This is a genomic window from Aminobacter sp. LjRoot7 (genome assembly GCF_964252895.1).
Taxonomy (GTDB): domain Bacteria; phylum Pseudomonadota; class Alphaproteobacteria; order Rhizobiales; family Rhizobiaceae; genus Aminobacter; species Aminobacter aminovorans_B.
Map to the genome: position 1 here is coordinate 114586 of NZ_CAXUPX020000007.1, position 17684 is coordinate 132269.

Consider the following 17684-nt stretch of genomic DNA (forward strand, 5'->3'; position numbering starts at 1 on the left):
CCATCATGCACGGCATTCTCTACGAGGAAGCCTCGATCTGGCAGTTCTTTTTCGTCACCTGCGTTCTGGGTGGCTGGGCTGCCTGGATGACGGGCCGCGCCTGCGCCCAGACATGGCGAAGCTATGCCCAGCTCGTGCTCTACATATTGGGGCTCGGTATCGCTATCCGCTTCATCCATCATGCCCTGTTCGAAGGCACGATGTTCACGCTGCAATACTATGTCGTCGACACCATCGTGCTTTTGGCGTTCGCAATAGTTGGTTATAAATACACACGAACAAACCAGATGGTGACGCAATACAATTGGCTTTATGAAAAGGTTTCGCCTCTTTCTTGGAGATCGAAGTCCTGAGGGGCAGAAGCTAAATATCGGCGCCGATTCGCCAATGAATCGGCGTGACAACTGCCGGAAAATCGGCAAACTCACCTTTCTGCGATATGGGTGGGCATCGCAAGAAAGAAACTCCACGCCCACTCAATTAATGGGAGTGTTTCAATGAAAAAGTCACTTTTGTCGGCTGTTGCACTGACCGCGCTCGTCGCGTTCAGCGGCAGCGCATGGGCCGATATCATCGTGGGCGTTGCAGGTCCGATCACCGGCCCGAATGCTGCCTTCGGAGCGCAGCTCCAGAAGGGCGCCGAGCAGGCCGTTGCGGACATCAACGCAGCTGGTGGCATGAACGGCGAGCAGATCAAGCTCGTGGTTGGTGACGACGTTTCCGATCCGAAGCAGGGCATTTCGGTCGCCAACAAGTTCGTTGCTGACGGCGTCAAGTTCGTCATCGGTCACTTCAACTCGGGCGTTTCGATTCCGGCCTCGGAAGTTTACGCCGAGAACGGCATCCTCGAAATCACCCCGGCTGCGACCAATCCGAAGTTCACCGAGCGTGGCCTGTGGAACGTGTTCCGCACCTGCGGCCGTGACGACCAGCAGGGCGCCATCGCTGGTGCTTACCTCGCTGAGAAGTTCAAGGACGCCAAGATCGCCGTCATCCACGACAAGACGCCTTATGGTCAGGGCCTTGCCGACGAAACCAAGAAGGCGATGAACACCGCCGGCCTGACCGAGGTCATGTACGAAGGCGTCAACATCGGCGACAAGGACTTCGCCGCGCTGATCGGCAAGATGAAGGAAGCCGGCGTCACGATCATCTATTGGGGTGGTCTGCACACCGAAGCCGGCCTGATCATCCGCCAGGCGGCTGACCAGGGCCTCAAGGCGACGCTGGTTTCGGGCGATGGCATCGTCTCGAACGAACTGGCCTCGATCGCTGGCGACGCTGTTGCCGGTACGCTCAACACCTTCGGTCCCGATCCGACCTTGAACCCGGCCAACAACGCGCTGGTCGAGAAGTTCCGCGCCGCCGGCTTCAACCCTGAAGCCTACACGCTGTACTCCTACGCTGCGATGCAGGTCGTTGCGGGTGCTGCCAAGGCAGCAAACTCGGTCGATCCGCAGGAAGTCGCCAAGGCGATGAAGGCGAACACCTTCCCGACCGTGCTCGGCGACATGGGCTTCGACGAGAAGGGCGACCCGAAGCTGCCCGGCTACATCATGTATGAGTGGGTCAAGGGCGACGACGGCAAGTACACCTACAAGCCGCAGAAGTAATTTCAGCATCTTTTTGCTGAACAGAAATGCCCGGCGCAATGCGCCGGGCATTTTTTTGTGCCGTGGAAAAATGCCTGTCTGACCTAGGGGAAATTAAATCGATTTAGGAATGTGCGTTTTCGGTTGCACCGCAGCATTTTCCCGCTAATCATTCGCCGCCTCTTAAATATCCGGTTCCCTGGAGCGTATTCGTGCCGATCAGCAAGATCCTCGTCGCCAACCGATCCGAAATCGCCATCCGCGTCTTCCGCGCGGCCAATGAGCTAGGGCTCAAAACCGTGGCGATCTGGGCCGAAGAGGACAAATATTCGCTGCATCGCTTCAAGGCCGACGAAAGCTATCAGGTCGGCCGCGGCCCCCATCTCACCAAGGACATGGGGCCAATCGAAAGCTACCTGTCGATCGAAGAGATCATCCGGGTCGCCAGGCTGTCGGGCGCCGATGCCATCCATCCTGGCTATGGCCTGTTGTCGGAGAGCCCGGAGTTCGCCGACGCCTGTGCCGAAAATGGCATTACCTTCATCGGACCCAGGCCCGAGACCATGCGCCGGCTTGGCAACAAGGTGGCGGCGCGCAACCTCGCCATCGAGGTCGGCGTGCCGGTCATCCCGGCTACCGATCCGCTGCCCGACGACATGGACGAGGTCAAGAAGCTCGCTGCCGAGGTTGGCTATCCTGTCATGCTCAAGGCATCATGGGGCGGCGGCGGTCGCGGCATGCGTGCCATCCGCAGCGAGGCCGATCTCATCCGTGAGGTGACCGAAGGCAAGCGCGAGGCCAAGGCGGCGTTCGGCAAGGACGAGGTCTATCTCGAAAAGCTGATCGAGCGTGCCCGCCACGTCGAAGTGCAGGTGCTGGGCGACACCCATGGCAACGCCGTGCATCTGTTCGAGCGCGACTGCTCGATCCAGCGCCGCAACCAGAAGGTCGTCGAACGCGCCCCGGCGCCTTACCTCAGCGAGGAGCTGCGCCAGGAGCTGTGTGGTTATGCCCTCAAGCTCGCGCGCGACACCGCCTATGTCGGCGCGGGAACGGTTGAGTTCCTGCAGGACGCCGACACCGGCAAGTTCTACTTCATCGAGGTCAACCCGCGCATCCAGGTCGAGCACACCGTCACCGAGCAGGTGACAGGCATCGACATCGTCAAGGCGCAGATCCACATCCTCGACGGCTTTGCCATCGGTACGCCGGAATCGGGCGTGCCCGCACAGGCCGGCATCCGGCTCAACGGCCATGCCCTGCAGTGCCGCATCACGACCGAGGATCCGGAGCAGAACTTCATTCCCGACTATGGCCGCATCACCGCCTATCGCGGTGCCACCGGCTTCGGAATCCGCCTCGACGGCGGCACCGCCTATTCGGGCGCGGTCATCACCCGCTTCTACGATCCGCTGCTGGAAAAGGTCACCGCCTGGGCGCCCAACCCGGTCGAGGCGATTGCCCGAATGCACCGGGCGCTGCGCGAGTTCCGCATTCGCGGCGTCGCCACCAACCTGACCTTCCTCGAAGCGATCATCACGCACCCGGCCTTCCGCGATAATTCCTACACCACCAAATTCATCGACTCGACGCCCGAGCTGTTCGCGCAGGTCAAGCGCCAGGACCGTGCCACCAAGCTGCTCAACTACCTCGCCGACGTCACCGTCAACGGCCACCCGGAGACGCGTGGCCGCGCTGCGCCCAACCCGGAAGCCGCTGCACCCGTCGTGCCATGGTTCACCGGCCCGATCCCCGACGGCACCAGGCAGAAGCTCGACCAGCTCGGCCCGGAGAAGTTCGCCGCCTGGATGCGCGCGCAGAAGCAGGTTCTGATCACCGACACGACGATGCGTGACGGCCACCAGTCGCTGCTGGCGACGCGCGTGCGTACCCATGACATCGCCAAGATCGCCGGCACCTACGCCCGTGCGCTGCCGCAGCTTCTGTCGCTCGAATGCTGGGGCGGTGCCACCTTCGACGTTGCCATGCGCTTCCTTACCGAAGATCCTTGGGAGCGTTTGTCGAAGGTCCGCCAGGCAGCGCCCAACATCCTGCTGCAGATGCTGCTGCGCGGCGCCAACGGCGTTGGCTACACCAACTACCCCGACAATGTCGTCCAGCATTTCGTCCGTCAGGCCGCCGCCGGCGGCGTCGACCTGTTCCGCGTCTTCGATTGCCTGAACTGGGTCGACAACATGCGCGTGTCGATGGATGCCGTCGGCGCCGAGGGCAAGCTCTGCGAAGCGGCGATCTGCTACACCGGCGACATCCTCGACCCGAACAGGGCGAAGTACGACCTGAAGTACTACGCCGGTCTCGCCAAGGAGCTGGAAGCCGCCGGCGCGCACATCATCGCCGTCAAAGACATGGCCGGTCTGCTCAAGCCGGCTGCGGCGCGCGTGCTGTTCAAGGCGCTGCGAGAGGCCACCGACCTGCCGATCCACTTCCACACTCATGACACGTCGGGCCTGTCGGCGGCGACGGTGCTGGCGGCGGTCGAAAGCGGGGTAGACGCCATCGATGCAGCGATGGACGCTTTCTCCGGCAACACCTCGCAACCTTGCCTGGGCTCAATCGTCGAGGCGCTGCGCGGGTCGGATCGCGATCCGGGTCTTGCGCCCGAATGGATCCGCCGCATCTCGTTCTATTGGGAAGCCGTGCGCAACCAGTATGCCGCCTTCGAGAGCGACCTGAAAGGACCGGCATCCGAAGTCTACCTGCATGAAATGCCGGGCGGCCAGTTCACCAACCTCAAGGAGCAGGCGCGCTCGCTCGGGCTCGAGACCCGCTGGCACGAAGTGGCGCAGGCCTATCACGACGTCAACCTGATGTTCGGCGACATCGTCAAGGTGACGCCGTCATCCAAGGTCGTCGGCGACATGGCTTTGATGATGGTCAGCCAGGAGCTGACCGTCGCCGATGTCGAGAACCCGGCCAAGGACATCGCCTTCCCGGACTCGGTGGTGTCGATGCTGCGCGGCGATCTTGGCCAGTCGCCGGGCGGCTGGCCAGCTGCGCTGCAGAAGAAGGTGTTGAAGGGCGAGACGCCGATCACCGCGCGTCCCGGCTCGTTGCTCAAGGCCGCCGATCTCAAGGCCAACCGCAAGGAGATCGAGACCAAGCTTGGACGCAAGCTGTCCGAGGACGAGTTTGCCTCGTGGCTAATGTACCCGAAGGTCTTCACCGACTTCGTCGGCGCGCAGGAAAATTACGGCCCGGTCAGCGTGCTGCCGACGCCGGTCTATTTCTACGGCATGAAGCCCGAGGACGAGGTCTTCGTCGACATCGAAAAGGGCAAGACGCTTGTTATCCGCTGCCTGGCTGTCGGCGACGTCGACGAAAAGGGCATGGTCACGGTGTTCTTTGAGATCAACGGCCAGCCACGTCGCATCAAGGTGCCGGACCGTGCCCATGGCGCCTCCGCCTCCAAGGCACGGCGCAAGGCCGAAGCGGGCAATGATGCCCATGTCGGCGCGCCGATGCCGGGCGTCGTCTCGACGCTCGCCGTCTCAGCCGGCCAGCCGATCAAGGCCGGCGACGTGCTGCTGTCCATCGAAGCGATGAAGATGGAAACGGCACTGCATGCCGAACGCGATGGCACCATCACCGAGGTGCTGGTGCGCGCCGGCGACCAGATCGACGCCAAGGACCTTTTGGTGGTCTACGGCTGACAATTTCAGGCCGGGCGCATTCGACGCCGCCCGGCCGTCCACCCCAGGCCTAGAACAGGCCTTGGCCTGCCTTTGCTTCTTCCGCCACGGTGCGGCGGATCAGGTTCTTGTACATGTAGCCGCGCTGGCCCTTGTAGACGACCGTGCACCAGTTGCAGTCGACTTCGGCTTCGATCTCGGCATTGGCCGGAACGACGACGATCACCTTGGCTTCGTCAGCCGGTCCGTCGCGCAGGTTGGCGTATTTGACCACCTTTGCTGGGCGCAGGTCCGGCAGCGGGCCGGCTGTCGCCTGGGTGGTATCGCCGGTCGCGTCGTCGATCATGCCGGTCTGCTGCTCGAGCATCGCCACTTCTGTCTCGGTCTCCGCCACCTGGACGTCTATCGAGCCACGCAAGCCTTCCGTCGCGATCGCCGTAGTCCGAGCCGGATCAGGCGCCTCGTCGGCTGTCGCAAAGGGAAATGGCGTTGCGGTGGTCTCGCCGCGCTCGTCCGGGCCGGTGGCTGCAGGCGGCACGGGCCTTTCGAAGTGGCCCGTTGCGGGCGCTGAGGCCGGTGCCGCCAGGAGCGGCGTAGGCGCTGGCGCCGCAGCCGTAGCGGCTGCCCCTTGAACGGTAGCCGTTGCGATCGGCTTGGCTGCCTCTGCGGGAATTTCCGTGCCAACAGCCTTGGTTTCGAGGCGCGGCGGCAGGACGGCCGCGGTCTCTATCGGGTCGGGCTGGTCGCTTCCGGTGAACCCGAAGGCGACGATGGCGACTGCCAGCGCCGCTGCTGCGCCAAGCAAGCCGATTTCGAGCTTCGACAGATGCAGCCGAGGCAGGCGGGCGGCGATGCCGCTTGATATCCCGGCAAGCCGGAAGGCGGGGGTATTCATGGTACAAGACTCCACACTGGCTCAACCCGGCGACAATGCCGAAAGCCGACCCCCCAGCCCGATTTGGCATGCAATGCATCGAAACGATTGCGAACGTGGAGTGTGTTGCCCGTCCCGCCGCAGTTTCTAGGCTTCTGAGCTAGCCCAGCTATTCGACGGAATTCGGGCAATCGTTAACCTTTGTTACCGTTCTGGCCCAATGCTTGTCGCGAGAGTCGTCTTGACGAGCGATTCAATCGATTTAAAAATGTACTGCAGTTATAAGCCACCGCCGTTCCAAAGGATGGCGGTCACTTTTTGAATCCGGCGATCACGGCAGGTTGAAATCGATTTCAGCTGCCCGGCAGCTATGTTAGGAGTTGCGCCCGATGAGCACCAAAGATGCCACCCCGACATCCGCCAACGCATCGGCCCGATGGGCTGTTGCGGCTGCATTCTTCATGAACGGCTTCATGACCGGAAGCTGGGCGCCGCAGATCCCGCTGCTGGTCACCCGGCTTGGCATCAGCGAGTTCGTGCTTGGCCTGCTGATCCTTGGCTTCGGCATTGGCGCGCTGACGGCAATGCCTTTCTCTGGCTACCTGATGACCAAGCGCGGTTCGCGCCCTGTTGTCATCGGCTTCGCCTGGATTCTGGTCTTCGCATTACTGCTGGTGGCGCTGGCGCCCAATGTCTGGCTGACGGCGGTGACGATGTACATCTTCGGCGCCACGGCAGGTGCCATGGATGTCGCCATGAATGCCAATGCGGTCGCCGTGGAAAAGCGGCTGTCGCGTGCCATCATGTCGTCGTCGCACGGATTCTGGAGCCTTGGCGGTTTCGTCGGCGGCGGGCTTGGCGGCATCATCATCCAGCAGTTCGGGCATCTGCCGCACGCGCTGTTCGTCACGGTCATCGCAGCCGCCATGACTGCCTTTGCCCTGCGCTACCTGATCGAGGACAAGCCGGTGGCGCATGAACACCGGCATTTCCGCATGCCGCGCCTGGCGGCGATCTATCTTGTCGGCCTCATGGCGCTGTTTTCGATGATCCCGGAAGGTGCCGTGCTCGACTGGGCTGCACTCTACCTCAAGCAGGAACTCGGCGCCGACATCGCCACCGCCGGCTTCGCCTTTGCCGCCTTCTCCGGCATCATGGCGCTGATGCGGTTCCTGGGCGACGGTGTGCGCAACCGCTTCGGTGCGGTCAACACGCTGCGCGTCTCGGCGCTGGTCGCCGCTGCCGGCATGCTGGCTGCAGGCCTCGCGCCCAATCCCTGGATCGCCATCGCCGCCTTCGCCATGTGCGGACTGGGCGTCGCCAACATGGTGCCGATTGCCTTTTCCGCCGCCGGCAACCAGCCCGGCGTGGTGCCGAACATCGGCATGAGCGTCGTCACCACGATGGGCTATTCGGGTATCCTGGTGGCGCCGTCGGCGATCGGCTTCGTTGCCGGCCATACCGGCTTCGCGCCTGTTTTCGTCACCTTGTCCGGGTTGCTGGTCGTGGTGTCCGTGATGGCCGGGCTCGCCCGCCATGCCGACTTCAGGGCCGTGGCTCAAACGGCGCCGGCGGAATAGCGCTTCAGCTCGTCGTTCAGGAAATCAGCGACGCGGCGGATGCGTACGCTTGCGCGCACGTCGCGATGCATGGCGAGCCATACCGGCAGCACAGGCAGCGTCAGGTCTGGCAGGACGACCTCCAGTCCGGGCTCGCGCCGGATCAGCGGCAGCTGGGCAACGCCAATGCCGTTGCCGGCCCGCACGGCCTCCCAGAGCACGATGTGGTTGTCGGAGCGGAAGCGAAAGGCATGCCGCGTCATCTCCGGATAGAACCGTTCGAGGCCGCGGATCATCTCGTCGCTGCGGTCGAACCCGATCAGGTCATGCTGCTGCAGATCCTCTGGCCGCTCCGGGCGGCCACGCCGATCGAGATAAGTCGACGTCGCGCACATCCGTAGCGCGATGTCGGTGACCTTGCGGGCCACCAGCTCGTTCTGGGCCGGCTGCACCATGCGGATCGCGATGTCGGCGTCGCGACGCAGAAGGTTCTCGACCTGGTTCGACGCGACGACCTCGACCTCTATGCCGGGCTCCTCCAGTCCAAGACGGGCCAGCATGGCGGGCAGGACGTGGGCAGCCACCATTTCACTCGCCGCGATGCGGACCGTGCCTTCGATCGCTTCCACCGCGCCCAGGGCGAGCCGTGCGAAGGATGTCGCCTGTTCGCTGACGGCGCGGCCCCGCTCGAACAGCAGGCTGCCGGCCTCGGTCAGCACATAGCCCTGGCGGCCGCGCCGGAACAGCGTGACATCAAGCGCCTGTTCGAGCTCGGCTATATGGCGGCCGAGGGTCGGCTGGCTGGAGCCCAGGCTGCGCGCCGCGGCCGACAAGCTGCCGGTTTCGGCGACCGCGACGAAGCTGCGGATCAGATTCCAATCAATCTCAGGCATATTCAAAATTGAATATCATGACGCCATCTTCAGTCAATTTATTTCCCGAAATGAATGAACGACATTGCGGTCACACAACAACGCAACTGGAGTGACCGACATGACCAAGATCGCAATATTGGGTGCCCGCGGCCGGCTTGGCCGCGCTGTTGCCAAGGCCTTTCTCGATGCGGGATACGAGGTGAGGGCCATTACCCGCGACGGCAAGCTGCCCGCGGAGCTGCAAGGTGCGGAGGCGTACGCTGCCGACGCGCTCGACCGGCAGTCGCTTGTCGCCGCCACCAGCGGCATGGACATCGTCTTCAACGGGCTGAGCCCGGTCTACTCCGATTGGAGCTCGGTGCTGCCGATGGCCGAAAATGTCATGGCGGCGTGCCACGCTAGCGGCGCGCTGCACATGGTTGCCGGCACCGTCTACAATTTCGGCTCGCCGATGCCCGCTGTCATCTCGGAGGACACGCCGCAACACCCGACGACCGAGAAGGGCCGCATCCGGGCGGAGCAGGAGCAGCTTTACCGGCGCGAGGCTGATGCCGGCCGGGTGCGCACGGTCCTTCTGCGGGCCGGCGATTTCTTCGGCGGCAAGGGCACTGGTTCCTGGTTCGACCTGGTGATTGCTTCCAAGGTTACCAAGGGCGTCTACACCGCGCCGGGACCTGTCGAGCTGGTGCACGCCTGGGCCTATCTGCCCGATCTCGCCAGGACATTCGTGGCGCTGGCCGAAAGGCGGGAGGATCTAGGCGCCTACGAGAGCTTCAACCTCCCGGGCCATTCCCTGACCGACCTCGAGATCAAGGCGGCGGTGGAGCGGGTGATGGGCCGCAAGCTCAAGTTTGCCAGCATGCCGTGGTGGGTGCTGCGCGCCGGCAGCCCGTTCGTGCCAATGTGGAAGGCGATCGTGTCGATGTCCTATCTGCGCTTCGAGCCACACAGGCTTGTCTCGACGCGGCTGGAAGCGGTGTTGGGTGAGATCCCGCACACGCCGCTCGATGAGGCGGTGAGGGGTGCGCTCGGCGACCTCGACCTGCTCCCCTCCAGGCTAAAGGCTGCCGCCTGAGGCCTTTCGCCTTCCAGACAGTGGCTACGCATGAGATAGTCGCCGTCTGGAGGGCATAGGATGACTGTATTGACCGGCATCGCCATGATGATCGCAGCGCAGCTTGCGGCTGCGCCGACCCTGGCCGATGCGCTCGCCGACAGTCGGGACCTTCACGACACGATCTCGGCCCGGTCGGCAGTGCTCGAAAGCCTGATCGAGAAGGTGGATGACGCCACCCAGACGGCAGCCGACATTGAGCGGCTCGTCTACGTGCCAAGCTCGAAGGGCGAAAGGGCCTGGACCCTCAAGGCCATGGAGGCGGGTGGCACCGACAATCCATACCGGAAGTACACGGTCTGCCTCGAGGCGTCGTCCGACTTCAATGCCTATGTCACGGATATCCAGCATGCATTGCGGACCGGCGTGACGGTGCCCGAAATCCCCGCCCAGCGCGATTATCGCAAGGGACTGGCGACCTGCGCAGGCTTGCTCCGGTCGCCATAGCGCCTGCGCCTGGCGACGGTCAGACCCTGCCCATCAGCATCAACACGAGCAGCACCACCAGCAGGATGCCGACGATACCCGATGGGCCGTATCCCCATCCGCGCGAGTGCGGCCAGGCGGGGACGGCGCCGAGCAGGATGAGGATCAGGATGATGATGAGCAGCGTTGAAATCGTCATTGTTTTTGCCTCGGATTCTTGTGTTTCATCGAGGCAGCAACGCAAAAGGCCGCCCGGTTGTTCCTGGGCGGCCTTCATACACTCTTGCTAGGTCAGGCTATTCCGCAGCCTTGGGGAAGGCGACCGCGGGTTCGTCGGCACCGGTTGGCGTCGTCGCGCCGGCCACGGGCTTGTCCTTCCTGCCAAAGCGGAAAAGCCTGCTGAGCCAGCCACGCTGGCCGGGCTTGCGCTTGTCGCGCGTGAACACCATCAGCATCGCAGGCGTCACCACCAGCGTCAGCACGGTGGCGAACGACAGGCCGAAGACGATCGCCGAGGAGAGGGCAATCCACCACTGCGTCGACGGTGCGTTGATCGTCGTCTCGTGGTGGAAGATCTCCAGGCCGAGGCCGAAGGCGATCGGCATAACGCCAAGGATGGCCGACAGCGCGGTCAGCACCACCGGACGCGCACGTTCGCGGCAGGTCTGCAGCACCGCGTCGAGCTTGTTCCAACCTTCATCGCGCAGCCGGTCATAGGTGTCGATCAGCACGATGTTGTTGTTCACCACCACGCCGGCCAGTGCGATGAAGCCAATGCCCGACATGACGATGACGAAGGTCTGGCCGGTCAAGAGCATGCCGAGCAGCGCGCCGATCACCGCCATGACAACGCAGGACAACACCAGAAGCACGCTGGTGAACTTGTTGAACTGCGCCAACAGCACGATGAAGATCAGGAAGATCGCGGCACCGAAGGCATTGCTGAGGAAGGCTGCTGCCTCGGCGCTGTCTTCGTTCGAACCGGCGAGTTTCCAGTCGACGCCAGGCTTGGCGATTTCGCCGACGGCCTTGGCCACCGCTGCCTGCACTTCAGCGACCTGGAACCCGCCAGCCACATTGGCCTGGATGGTGATGGTGCGCTTGCTGTCGATGCGCTTCAGCACGCCAGCGGTCGGCTCCGGTTTGCGCGAGACGAAGTTCGAGATCGGCACGGAACCTTGCGCCGTTTCGATGCGCAGCTCGTCGAGCGCCGACAGTGTGCGGCGGTCTTCAGGCAGGCGCAGCCGAATGTCCACGGCGTCATCGGTGCCCGCCGGGCGATAGTCGGTCAGTTTCAGGCCCGTGGTCACGAGCTGAACAACGGTTCCGACCGACGTCGGGCTGACGCCGAACTGCGCGGCCCTGGAGCGATCGACCTCAAGCGCCCAGTCGACGCCAGGAGGCGGCAGGCCGTCGGAGAGGTCGATGACGCCGGGGACCTTGGCAACGGCCGCAGCCACCACCTTGGCATAGTCGTTGAGCCCGGTCGGATCGGTCGCCGAAAGCTGGACCTGGATGGCCTTGCCGGTCGGCGGACCAGCGTCCGGAACGCGCACTTCGACATCGACGCCTGGAATGCCAGCCATCGCGACACGCAAGTCTTCGAGAATCTTGTGCGCCGATTGGCGCTCGCGCCAGTCGATGAACTCGTAGTTGATGACACCGACGACGTCTTCCGGAACGTCCTCGCCGCCGCGCGTCTTGCCGACCTTGGTCAGCACCGACTTGATGCCGGGCCAGCCGATGATCCTGTCCTCGGCGATGCGGGTCGCCGCGTCCATTTCTTCAAGCGAGAGGTTGCCGCGGGCATGCACGTAGAGCAGGCCGTAGTCCGGCTCGACCGACGGGAAGAACTCGACGCCATTGCCGAACTTCACGTAGGAATACAACCCGCCGCCAAGCAGCAGCAAGGTCAGCATGATGGCGGTGATCGGGTAGACCACGGCCTTCTTGACGATGGCCATGTAGAGGCCGTCGCGGTTTTCTTCCTCGCCATGCAGCGGCGCCTTGCCGATGATGGCGCCGATTGCCGGCGCGAAGATCAGTGCGTAGGCCATCGAGGCGGCAAGGGTGACGATCAGCGTGATCGGCAGGTACTTCATGAAGTCGCCAACGATGCCCGGCCAGAACAGCAGGGGCGAGAAGGCGGCGATGCGGGTCAGCGTCGCGGCGATGACCGGTCCGGCCATGCGCTTGGCAGCTTCCTCGAAGGCCTGCTCCTTGGGCATGCCTTCCGACATGCGCCGTTCCGCATATTCGGTGACGATGATCGCATCGTCGACGAGCATGCCGACCGCCAGGATGAGCGAAAACAGCACGATCATGTTGATCGTGTAGCCCATCAGGGCAAGCAGCAGGATACCGATCAGGAATGACGACGGAATCGCCAGTCCGATAAGCATCGAGGCGCGCCCGGAGAGCGCGTAGAGAATGACGATGAAGACCAGGATGACGGCAATCATCACGTGGTTCTGCAGGTCGTTCAGCAACTGGTTGACGAAGACCGACTTGTCCTGGGTATAGGTCACCTGCAGGTCGGGCAGCGCCTGCTTGCTCTTTGCCACGAACTCTTCGGCGACCTTCTTCGAGCCCTCGATGGTCTCGACGACGTTGGCGCCGATGCGCTTCTTAACCGCCAGCGTGATCGCCGGCCGGCCGTCGATGCGGGCGATCGTCTCGGCGTCCTTGAAGGTCGAGCGCACGGTGGCGACGTCGCGAACCCGGACGACGGCGTTCGGGCCGGCCACGACGGGCAGGTTTGCGACATCCTCCGGCGTTTCGATCAACGACGGCACCTTGACCGCGTATTTGCCTTCCGCCCCCTCGATGGTGCCGGCGGCGACAAGGCTGTTCGATGCGCCGACGCCCTGGATGAGCTGGTCTAGCTGCAGGCCATAAGACGACAGCTTCACCGGATCGACGATCGCCTCGACGAGCTCGTCGCGAGATCCCTGGATCTCGGCCTCGAGCACACCGGGCACCTCTTCGATGCGGTCGCGCAGGTCCTTGGCGGCAGCGGTCAGCGCGCGTTCCGGAATGTCGCCGGACAGCGTGATGAACACGACCGGGAATTCGGACAGGTTGACCTCGTTGACCGTCGGTTCCTCGACGCCCGCGGGCAGGTCGCGCTTGGCGTCCTGAACCTTGTTGCGTGTGTCGATCAGCGCGTCGCCCAGGTCGACCGACGGGTCGAACTCGACGATGACGTTGGCGCCGCCCTGATAGGCGTTCGACTTCATCTCCTTGAGCCCCTTCAGGCTCTTGAGCTGGGACTCGACGGGACGAAGCAGAAGGCGCTCGGCATCCTCGGGCGAAATGCCGTTGTACACCAGGCTGACATACATGATCGGAATGGCGACGTCGGGCTCGGCCTCCTTGGGCACGGCGCGGTAGGCAAGCGCCCCCGCGATGACCAGGAAGAGCAGGACCGAAAGAGTCAGTCGCGCATTGCGGATCGCAAGCTTGACGATATCCATTGTTACTGTGTCCCGGCCGCGCTTTCAGCGAGTTTCTTGAGAGCCGCCTCGTCGGCGACCTGGGCCTGCACTTCGTCGCCTTCCTTGACCAGGTCCTGGCCGGCGATGATGACCTTGGCGTCGGCGGGAATGCCGCCGAGCACGAGACCCTTCTGGGTGTCGTCGACCAGGTCGATCGGATAGAAGACCACCTTCGAGGCCGCGTCGATGGCGCGGATGCCGAGGTCGCCGTTCTTGCCCAGCGTCACCACCGAACGTGGCAATACCACCGCGTCGGTCGGGTTGGCGCGCACGGTGATTTCCGCGGTCATGCCGGCCGGGATGGCGTTGTCCTTGTTCGGGACCGCGATCTCGATCGGGAAGGTGCGGGTCTTGGCCGTGGCGTCGCGGCTGATGTAGCGGACGGTGCCCTTGACGACTTCGCCGTTGATCAGGCTGACATCGGCCTCGTCGCCGATCTTGACGTAGCGCAGGTCGCGCTCGCTGATCTCGCCCTTGGCGAGGATGGGGTCGAGGCTGAGGATCGTAGCAACCTCACCGCCCTGGGCGACCGAGGAGCCGAGCTCCACCGAGACGCGGTCGACGACGCCGTTGAACGGTGCCTTGACCTGGTTGCGCGACAGCTCGGCTTCGGATGCCTGGAGCTGCGACTGGGCGGTCTGATAGTTGGACCAGGCAATGTCGCCAGTCAGCTTGGCCGCAGAGCCCGCCTTGGTCAGCTTCTGGGCTGCTTCCCATTCTGCCTTGCGCTGCGACAGCACGGCCTTGGACGTTTCGACGGCGGCAGCCTTTTCCTCGGCGTCGAGCATCAGGATCAGGTCGCCCTGCTTGATGTGGTCGCCCTGCTTGACCGGCAGTTCGGCAATGATGCCGGCCGCACGGGTGGCAAGCGTGGCGCGCTTTTCTGCTTCGGTCTGGCCGGAAATGCGGATGGCGCGGGCGTGTTCGACGCGTGGGGGCGCGACAACCATGACAGTGCGCAGCGGCGCCTTGGGCTGTTCGGCGGCCTGGGCAGGTTTTTCGTCGGGTTGGGTCTGAGCGCTGCCCACCGAAGAGAATTCGCCAGTGCCCATCCACGCGGCGAATGCCACGAGCACGACCAAGGCTGCAAGCTTATGGAACCTAATCTTCGACATTGTCGTTATCCGTTAAGGACGGTTGCGGCTACCGCCATCTTGCCTGGCGCGTCGCCCCGATATGGTGGCGCGCAATACCGCATTCAATCCGCCGCGGGGGCAAAGTGGCGGAAGGGCGTCTTCTACATCAAATGTAGTTCGCAAAATAGTGATAAAAAAGAATGGAAACATCATCCTGACAAAACTGGCAGGATATGTCAGCACGCTGCGGTTGCCGCGCCAAAACCCCGGATTTTCGCGGTTTAGTTGTGATGGCGAGCGGCAGCCGGCTTGGTTCTGGTGGCCAGAAACTCCCGTACGCGGCGTCCGACGGAGGGGCCGTGCAGCGGCTTGAAGCCATCGTCGAGTTGCCCGGATAGGTCGAGTGTCGCCTTGGTGCCGACCGAATCAAAGTTGTCTTCGAGCCAGTCGCTGGCGGCAGTGCGGCCAAGGTCGCGCAAGTATTCGAGGAACGCCCACTCGGCATTGACCTTCGACGACGCCGAAAGATCCTTGAAAGCCTCGTCGGCATCGATGCGGTGCATGCGGATGTCGCGGAATTCGCCATGCGGCAGGCGCCCGGCGGCGATCAGTTCCTTGATGAAGGCGATGGCGCGGAATTCGCGCAGCAGCCCGGCGTTGAAGGTGATCTCGTCGATGCGGTTCTGGATCTCGTTGGCCGTCTTCGGCGTCTGTTCGCGGATGACGGGGTTGATCTGGACGAGCAGGACATCGTCCGTGTCATTGGCCTTGAAGAACGGGTAGATCGCCGGATTGCCGCCATAACCGCCATCCCAATAGGGCACGCCGTTGATCTCGACGGCCTGGAAGATCTGCGGCAGGCAGGCCGAGGCCATCACCGTGTCGAGGTCGATCTCGCCGTCGCTGAACACGCGCAACTGGCCGGTCTCGACATTGGTTGCCGAGATGAACAGGTCGATATCCTTGCAGGCACGGACATTGGCGAAGTCGATCTCTTCGGCGACGACGTCGCGCAGCGGGTTGAGGTTCAGCGGGTTGGCGACATAGGGCGACAACACCCGCGACATGGTGTCGAACCAGATGTAGCCGGGCGTGTTCTCGATCGACCAGTTGCCCCACAGCACATCCCAGGGCGAACGCTGCACCGGGCTGAAGCGGCCCTTTCGCGCCACAGCCCGCCAGAAGTCGGCAAGCTTGGCACGCGCACCTTCCGCGCCACCGCGCACCCAGCCGTCGGCAAGCGCCACGGCGTTCATCGCGCCTGCGCTGGTGCCCGAGATGGCCTTGATGTCGAGCCGGCCGTCCTCCAGCAGACGGTCGAGCACGCCCCAGGAGAAGGCTCCGTGCGAGCCTCCGCCCTGCAGCGCTACGTTGATCGACTTCTTCTCCTCCGCCCTGCCGTTTCCAGTCATGGCGTCATTGTCCTTTGAGTCTGGGGTGTCTGGGGGGTTGTCCGCCTGGCGGCGCCTCACTGGGCCGTCCAGCCGCCGTCCACCGAGATGTGGGTGCCGTTGATCTGGCTTGCTGCCGGGGAGGCGAGGAAGAGAGCGGTCGCCGCGATCTGCTCGACGGTGACGAACTCCTTGGTCGGCTGGCGGTCGAGCATGACCTCGCGGATCACCGTCTCGCGGTCCATGTTGTGCGCCTTCATCTGGTCGGGGATCTGCGCTTCAACCAGCGGGGTCAGCACATAGCCGGGGCAGATGGCGTTGCAGGTGATCTTGTCGAGCGCGACTTCCAGCGCCACCGTCTTGGTCAGGCCCATGATGCCGTGCTTGGCCGAGACATAGGCCGACTTGTAGGCCGAGGCGACGAGGCCATGGGCGGAAGCGATGTTGATGATGCGGCCGCCACCGGCCTTCTTCATCAGCGGGATCGCGGCCGCGGTGGTGTGAAACGCCGAGGTCAAGTTGATGGCGATGATCGCGTCCCACTTCTCGACGGGGAAGTCCTCGACTGCGGCGACATGCTGAATGCCGGCATTGTTGACGAGAATTTCGACGGAACCGAATTCTTCAGCGGCCTTGGCGACCAGCGCCCGGCATTCCGCCGCTTTCGACATGTCGGCCTTGATGTAGACGACCTCGGCCTTGTGCTCCTTCGACAGCCGCTCGGCGATGGCATGGTCGGCCGGCGTGTCGGAGAAGGAGTTGATGACAACGTTCATGCCGTCGCGGGCAAAAGCCTCGGCGATGGCGAGGCCGATGCCGGAAGTCGAGCCGGTGACGATGGCGGTCCTGGTCGCGGTCATGCAGGAAAATCCTTCGGGAATCTCTATGGTGCAATGCAACATATACGTGCTGTGCGGCGCAAAAGAAGCACCGCTGTCGCACAGTTTCGTGAAATTGTGGTGTGAGGACCGCTCTTTTCTACCAGTCGTCGTAGGAGGGGCACTCTGAAACGGGGAGCTTCGACAGCAGGAAACGCTTGTCGTCGGCACCAGACGACAGCTCGACCCCGCCGTCTTCGTCCTCGCCGCAATCCGATGTCATGCGCAGCCGGCCGAGCGCCTCGAGATCGACCATGATCTTGCCGTCGCCGCTGCGTTTGACCATCACGCCGCCGCCGTCGCAATCGACGCCGCAGAAGATCGACTTGCCGTCATCGCTGGGGCTGCATTCGCCCATCGCGCTCAGCGGCTTCGCCTGCTTGTGGCCGCGCAGCCTGGCCAGGATTTCGAAATAGTAGTTGCGCTGGCCCTTCGGCGCGAATTCGTCCGGATCATGGATGTAGTAGGCGAGCCGGAACTGCATCTCCGTCACCTGCTGCTTCGGGTGCGCCTTGAGATGCGCCTCGTCGTAGATGCGGCCGAAACACGCGCGGGCGCCGGCCTCGGGCGGGATGAAGTTGGCGAGTTCGCCTTCCTTGCCGGGTTCGATTGCCTGGGCGCGGGCATCGGCGCAAACTAGCAGCGCTGACAGGGCGACAAGCGGCAAGACGGGACTGCGGAGCGATGCTGCCATGAAATCCCCCATGGATATCAGTCCACACTACAGCATCGGGCGTCGTTGTTCATCTCGC

Annotated in this window: 14 protein-coding genes; 6 read left to right on the forward strand and 8 right to left on the reverse strand. The window is 63.5% G+C overall.

What is annotated here, in order from left to right:
• Window positions 1-5 precede the first annotated feature (5 nt).
• The 3 genes from ACSQ3E_RS19585 (at window position 6) to pyc (ending at window position 5263) form a co-directional block, all read left to right on the forward strand.
• Window positions 6-353 carry a DUF6867 family protein gene (locus ACSQ3E_RS19585; protein WP_310320775.1) on the forward strand — a complete coding sequence of 116 codons (348 nt, stop codon included), beginning with the start codon at window positions 6-8 and terminating at the stop codon, window positions 351-353.
• 144 nt (window positions 354-497) lie between these two features.
• Window positions 498-1613 (forward strand): branched-chain amino acid ABC transporter substrate-binding protein, encoded by a 1116-nt coding sequence (locus ACSQ3E_RS19590; RefSeq protein WP_310320777.1) that lies wholly within the window; start codon window positions 498-500, stop codon window positions 1611-1613.
• A 191-nt stretch (window positions 1614-1804) separates the two neighbouring features.
• Window positions 1805-5263: a pyruvate carboxylase gene (gene pyc, locus ACSQ3E_RS19595; RefSeq protein WP_436123972.1), complete on the forward strand. Its 3459-nt coding sequence runs from the start codon at window positions 1805-1807 to the stop codon at window positions 5261-5263.
• A gap of 49 nt (window positions 5264-5312) precedes the next feature.
• Here the strand turns inward: pyc and ACSQ3E_RS19600 are convergent, their stop codons facing one another.
• Window positions 5313-6137 (reverse strand): SH3 domain-containing protein, encoded by an 825-nt coding sequence (locus ACSQ3E_RS19600; RefSeq protein WP_436123973.1) that lies wholly within the window; start codon window positions 6135-6137, stop codon window positions 5313-5315.
• A 368-nt stretch (window positions 6138-6505) separates the two neighbouring features.
• Here ACSQ3E_RS19600 and ACSQ3E_RS19605 point away from each other — a divergent pair, with 368 nt between their 5' ends.
• Window positions 6506-7696: an MFS transporter gene (locus ACSQ3E_RS19605; RefSeq protein ID WP_436123974.1), complete on the forward strand. Its 1191-nt coding sequence runs from the start codon at window positions 6506-6508 to the stop codon at window positions 7694-7696.
• Here the strand turns inward: ACSQ3E_RS19605 and ACSQ3E_RS19610 are convergent.
• The gene (locus ACSQ3E_RS19610) at window positions 7675-8568 is read right to left on the reverse strand and encodes a LysR family transcriptional regulator (protein ID WP_436123975.1); all 894 of its coding nucleotides are present in this window, start codon (window positions 8566-8568) and stop codon (window positions 7675-7677) included. The two genes, ACSQ3E_RS19605 and ACSQ3E_RS19610, sit on opposite strands and share 22 nt — an antisense overlap.
• A 100-nt stretch (window positions 8569-8668) precedes the next feature.
• On the opposite strand from ACSQ3E_RS19610, the gene ACSQ3E_RS19615 reads away from it, so the two are divergent.
• Window positions 8669-9625, forward strand: a complete 957-nt coding sequence (locus ACSQ3E_RS19615; protein WP_436123976.1) for an NmrA family NAD(P)-binding protein — start codon at window positions 8669-8671, stop codon at window positions 9623-9625.
• A gap of 60 nt (window positions 9626-9685) precedes the next feature.
• Window positions 9686-10111 (forward strand): hypothetical protein, encoded by a 426-nt coding sequence (locus ACSQ3E_RS19620; RefSeq protein ID WP_436123977.1) that lies wholly within the window; start codon window positions 9686-9688, stop codon window positions 10109-10111.
• Window positions 10112-10130: 19 nt separating this feature from the next.
• On the opposite strand, the gene ACSQ3E_RS19625 is transcribed toward ACSQ3E_RS19620, so the two are convergent.
• From ACSQ3E_RS19625 to ACSQ3E_RS19650, 6 genes are all read right to left on the reverse strand, one after another.
• Window positions 10131-10289, reverse strand: a complete 159-nt coding sequence (locus ACSQ3E_RS19625; protein WP_214391653.1) for a DUF3309 family protein — start codon at window positions 10287-10289, stop codon at window positions 10131-10133.
• Window positions 10290-10386: 97 nt separating this feature from the next.
• Window positions 10387-13566: an efflux RND transporter permease subunit gene (locus tag ACSQ3E_RS19630; RefSeq protein ID WP_436123978.1), complete on the reverse strand. Its 3180-nt coding sequence runs from the start codon at window positions 13564-13566 to the stop codon at window positions 10387-10389.
• Between the two features lie 2 nt (window positions 13567-13568).
• The gene (locus tag ACSQ3E_RS19635) at window positions 13569-14702 is read right to left on the reverse strand and encodes an efflux RND transporter periplasmic adaptor subunit (RefSeq protein WP_310320791.1); all 1134 of its coding nucleotides are present in this window, start codon (window positions 14700-14702) and stop codon (window positions 13569-13571) included.
• A 242-nt stretch (window positions 14703-14944) separates the two neighbouring features.
• Window positions 14945-16075 carry a patatin-like phospholipase family protein gene (locus ACSQ3E_RS19640; protein WP_436123979.1) on the reverse strand — a complete coding sequence of 377 codons (1131 nt, stop codon included), beginning with the start codon at window positions 16073-16075 and terminating at the stop codon, window positions 14945-14947.
• Between the two features lie 56 nt (window positions 16076-16131).
• Entirely contained in the window at window positions 16132-16914 is a 783-nt protein-coding gene (locus ACSQ3E_RS19645) for a 3-hydroxybutyrate dehydrogenase (protein ID WP_436123980.1), read from the reverse strand.
• A 118-nt stretch (window positions 16915-17032) separates the two neighbouring features.
• Window positions 17033-17626 (reverse strand): hypothetical protein, encoded by a 594-nt coding sequence (locus ACSQ3E_RS19650; protein ID WP_436123981.1) that lies wholly within the window; start codon window positions 17624-17626, stop codon window positions 17033-17035.
• Between the last annotated feature and the right edge of the window lie 58 nt (window positions 17627-17684).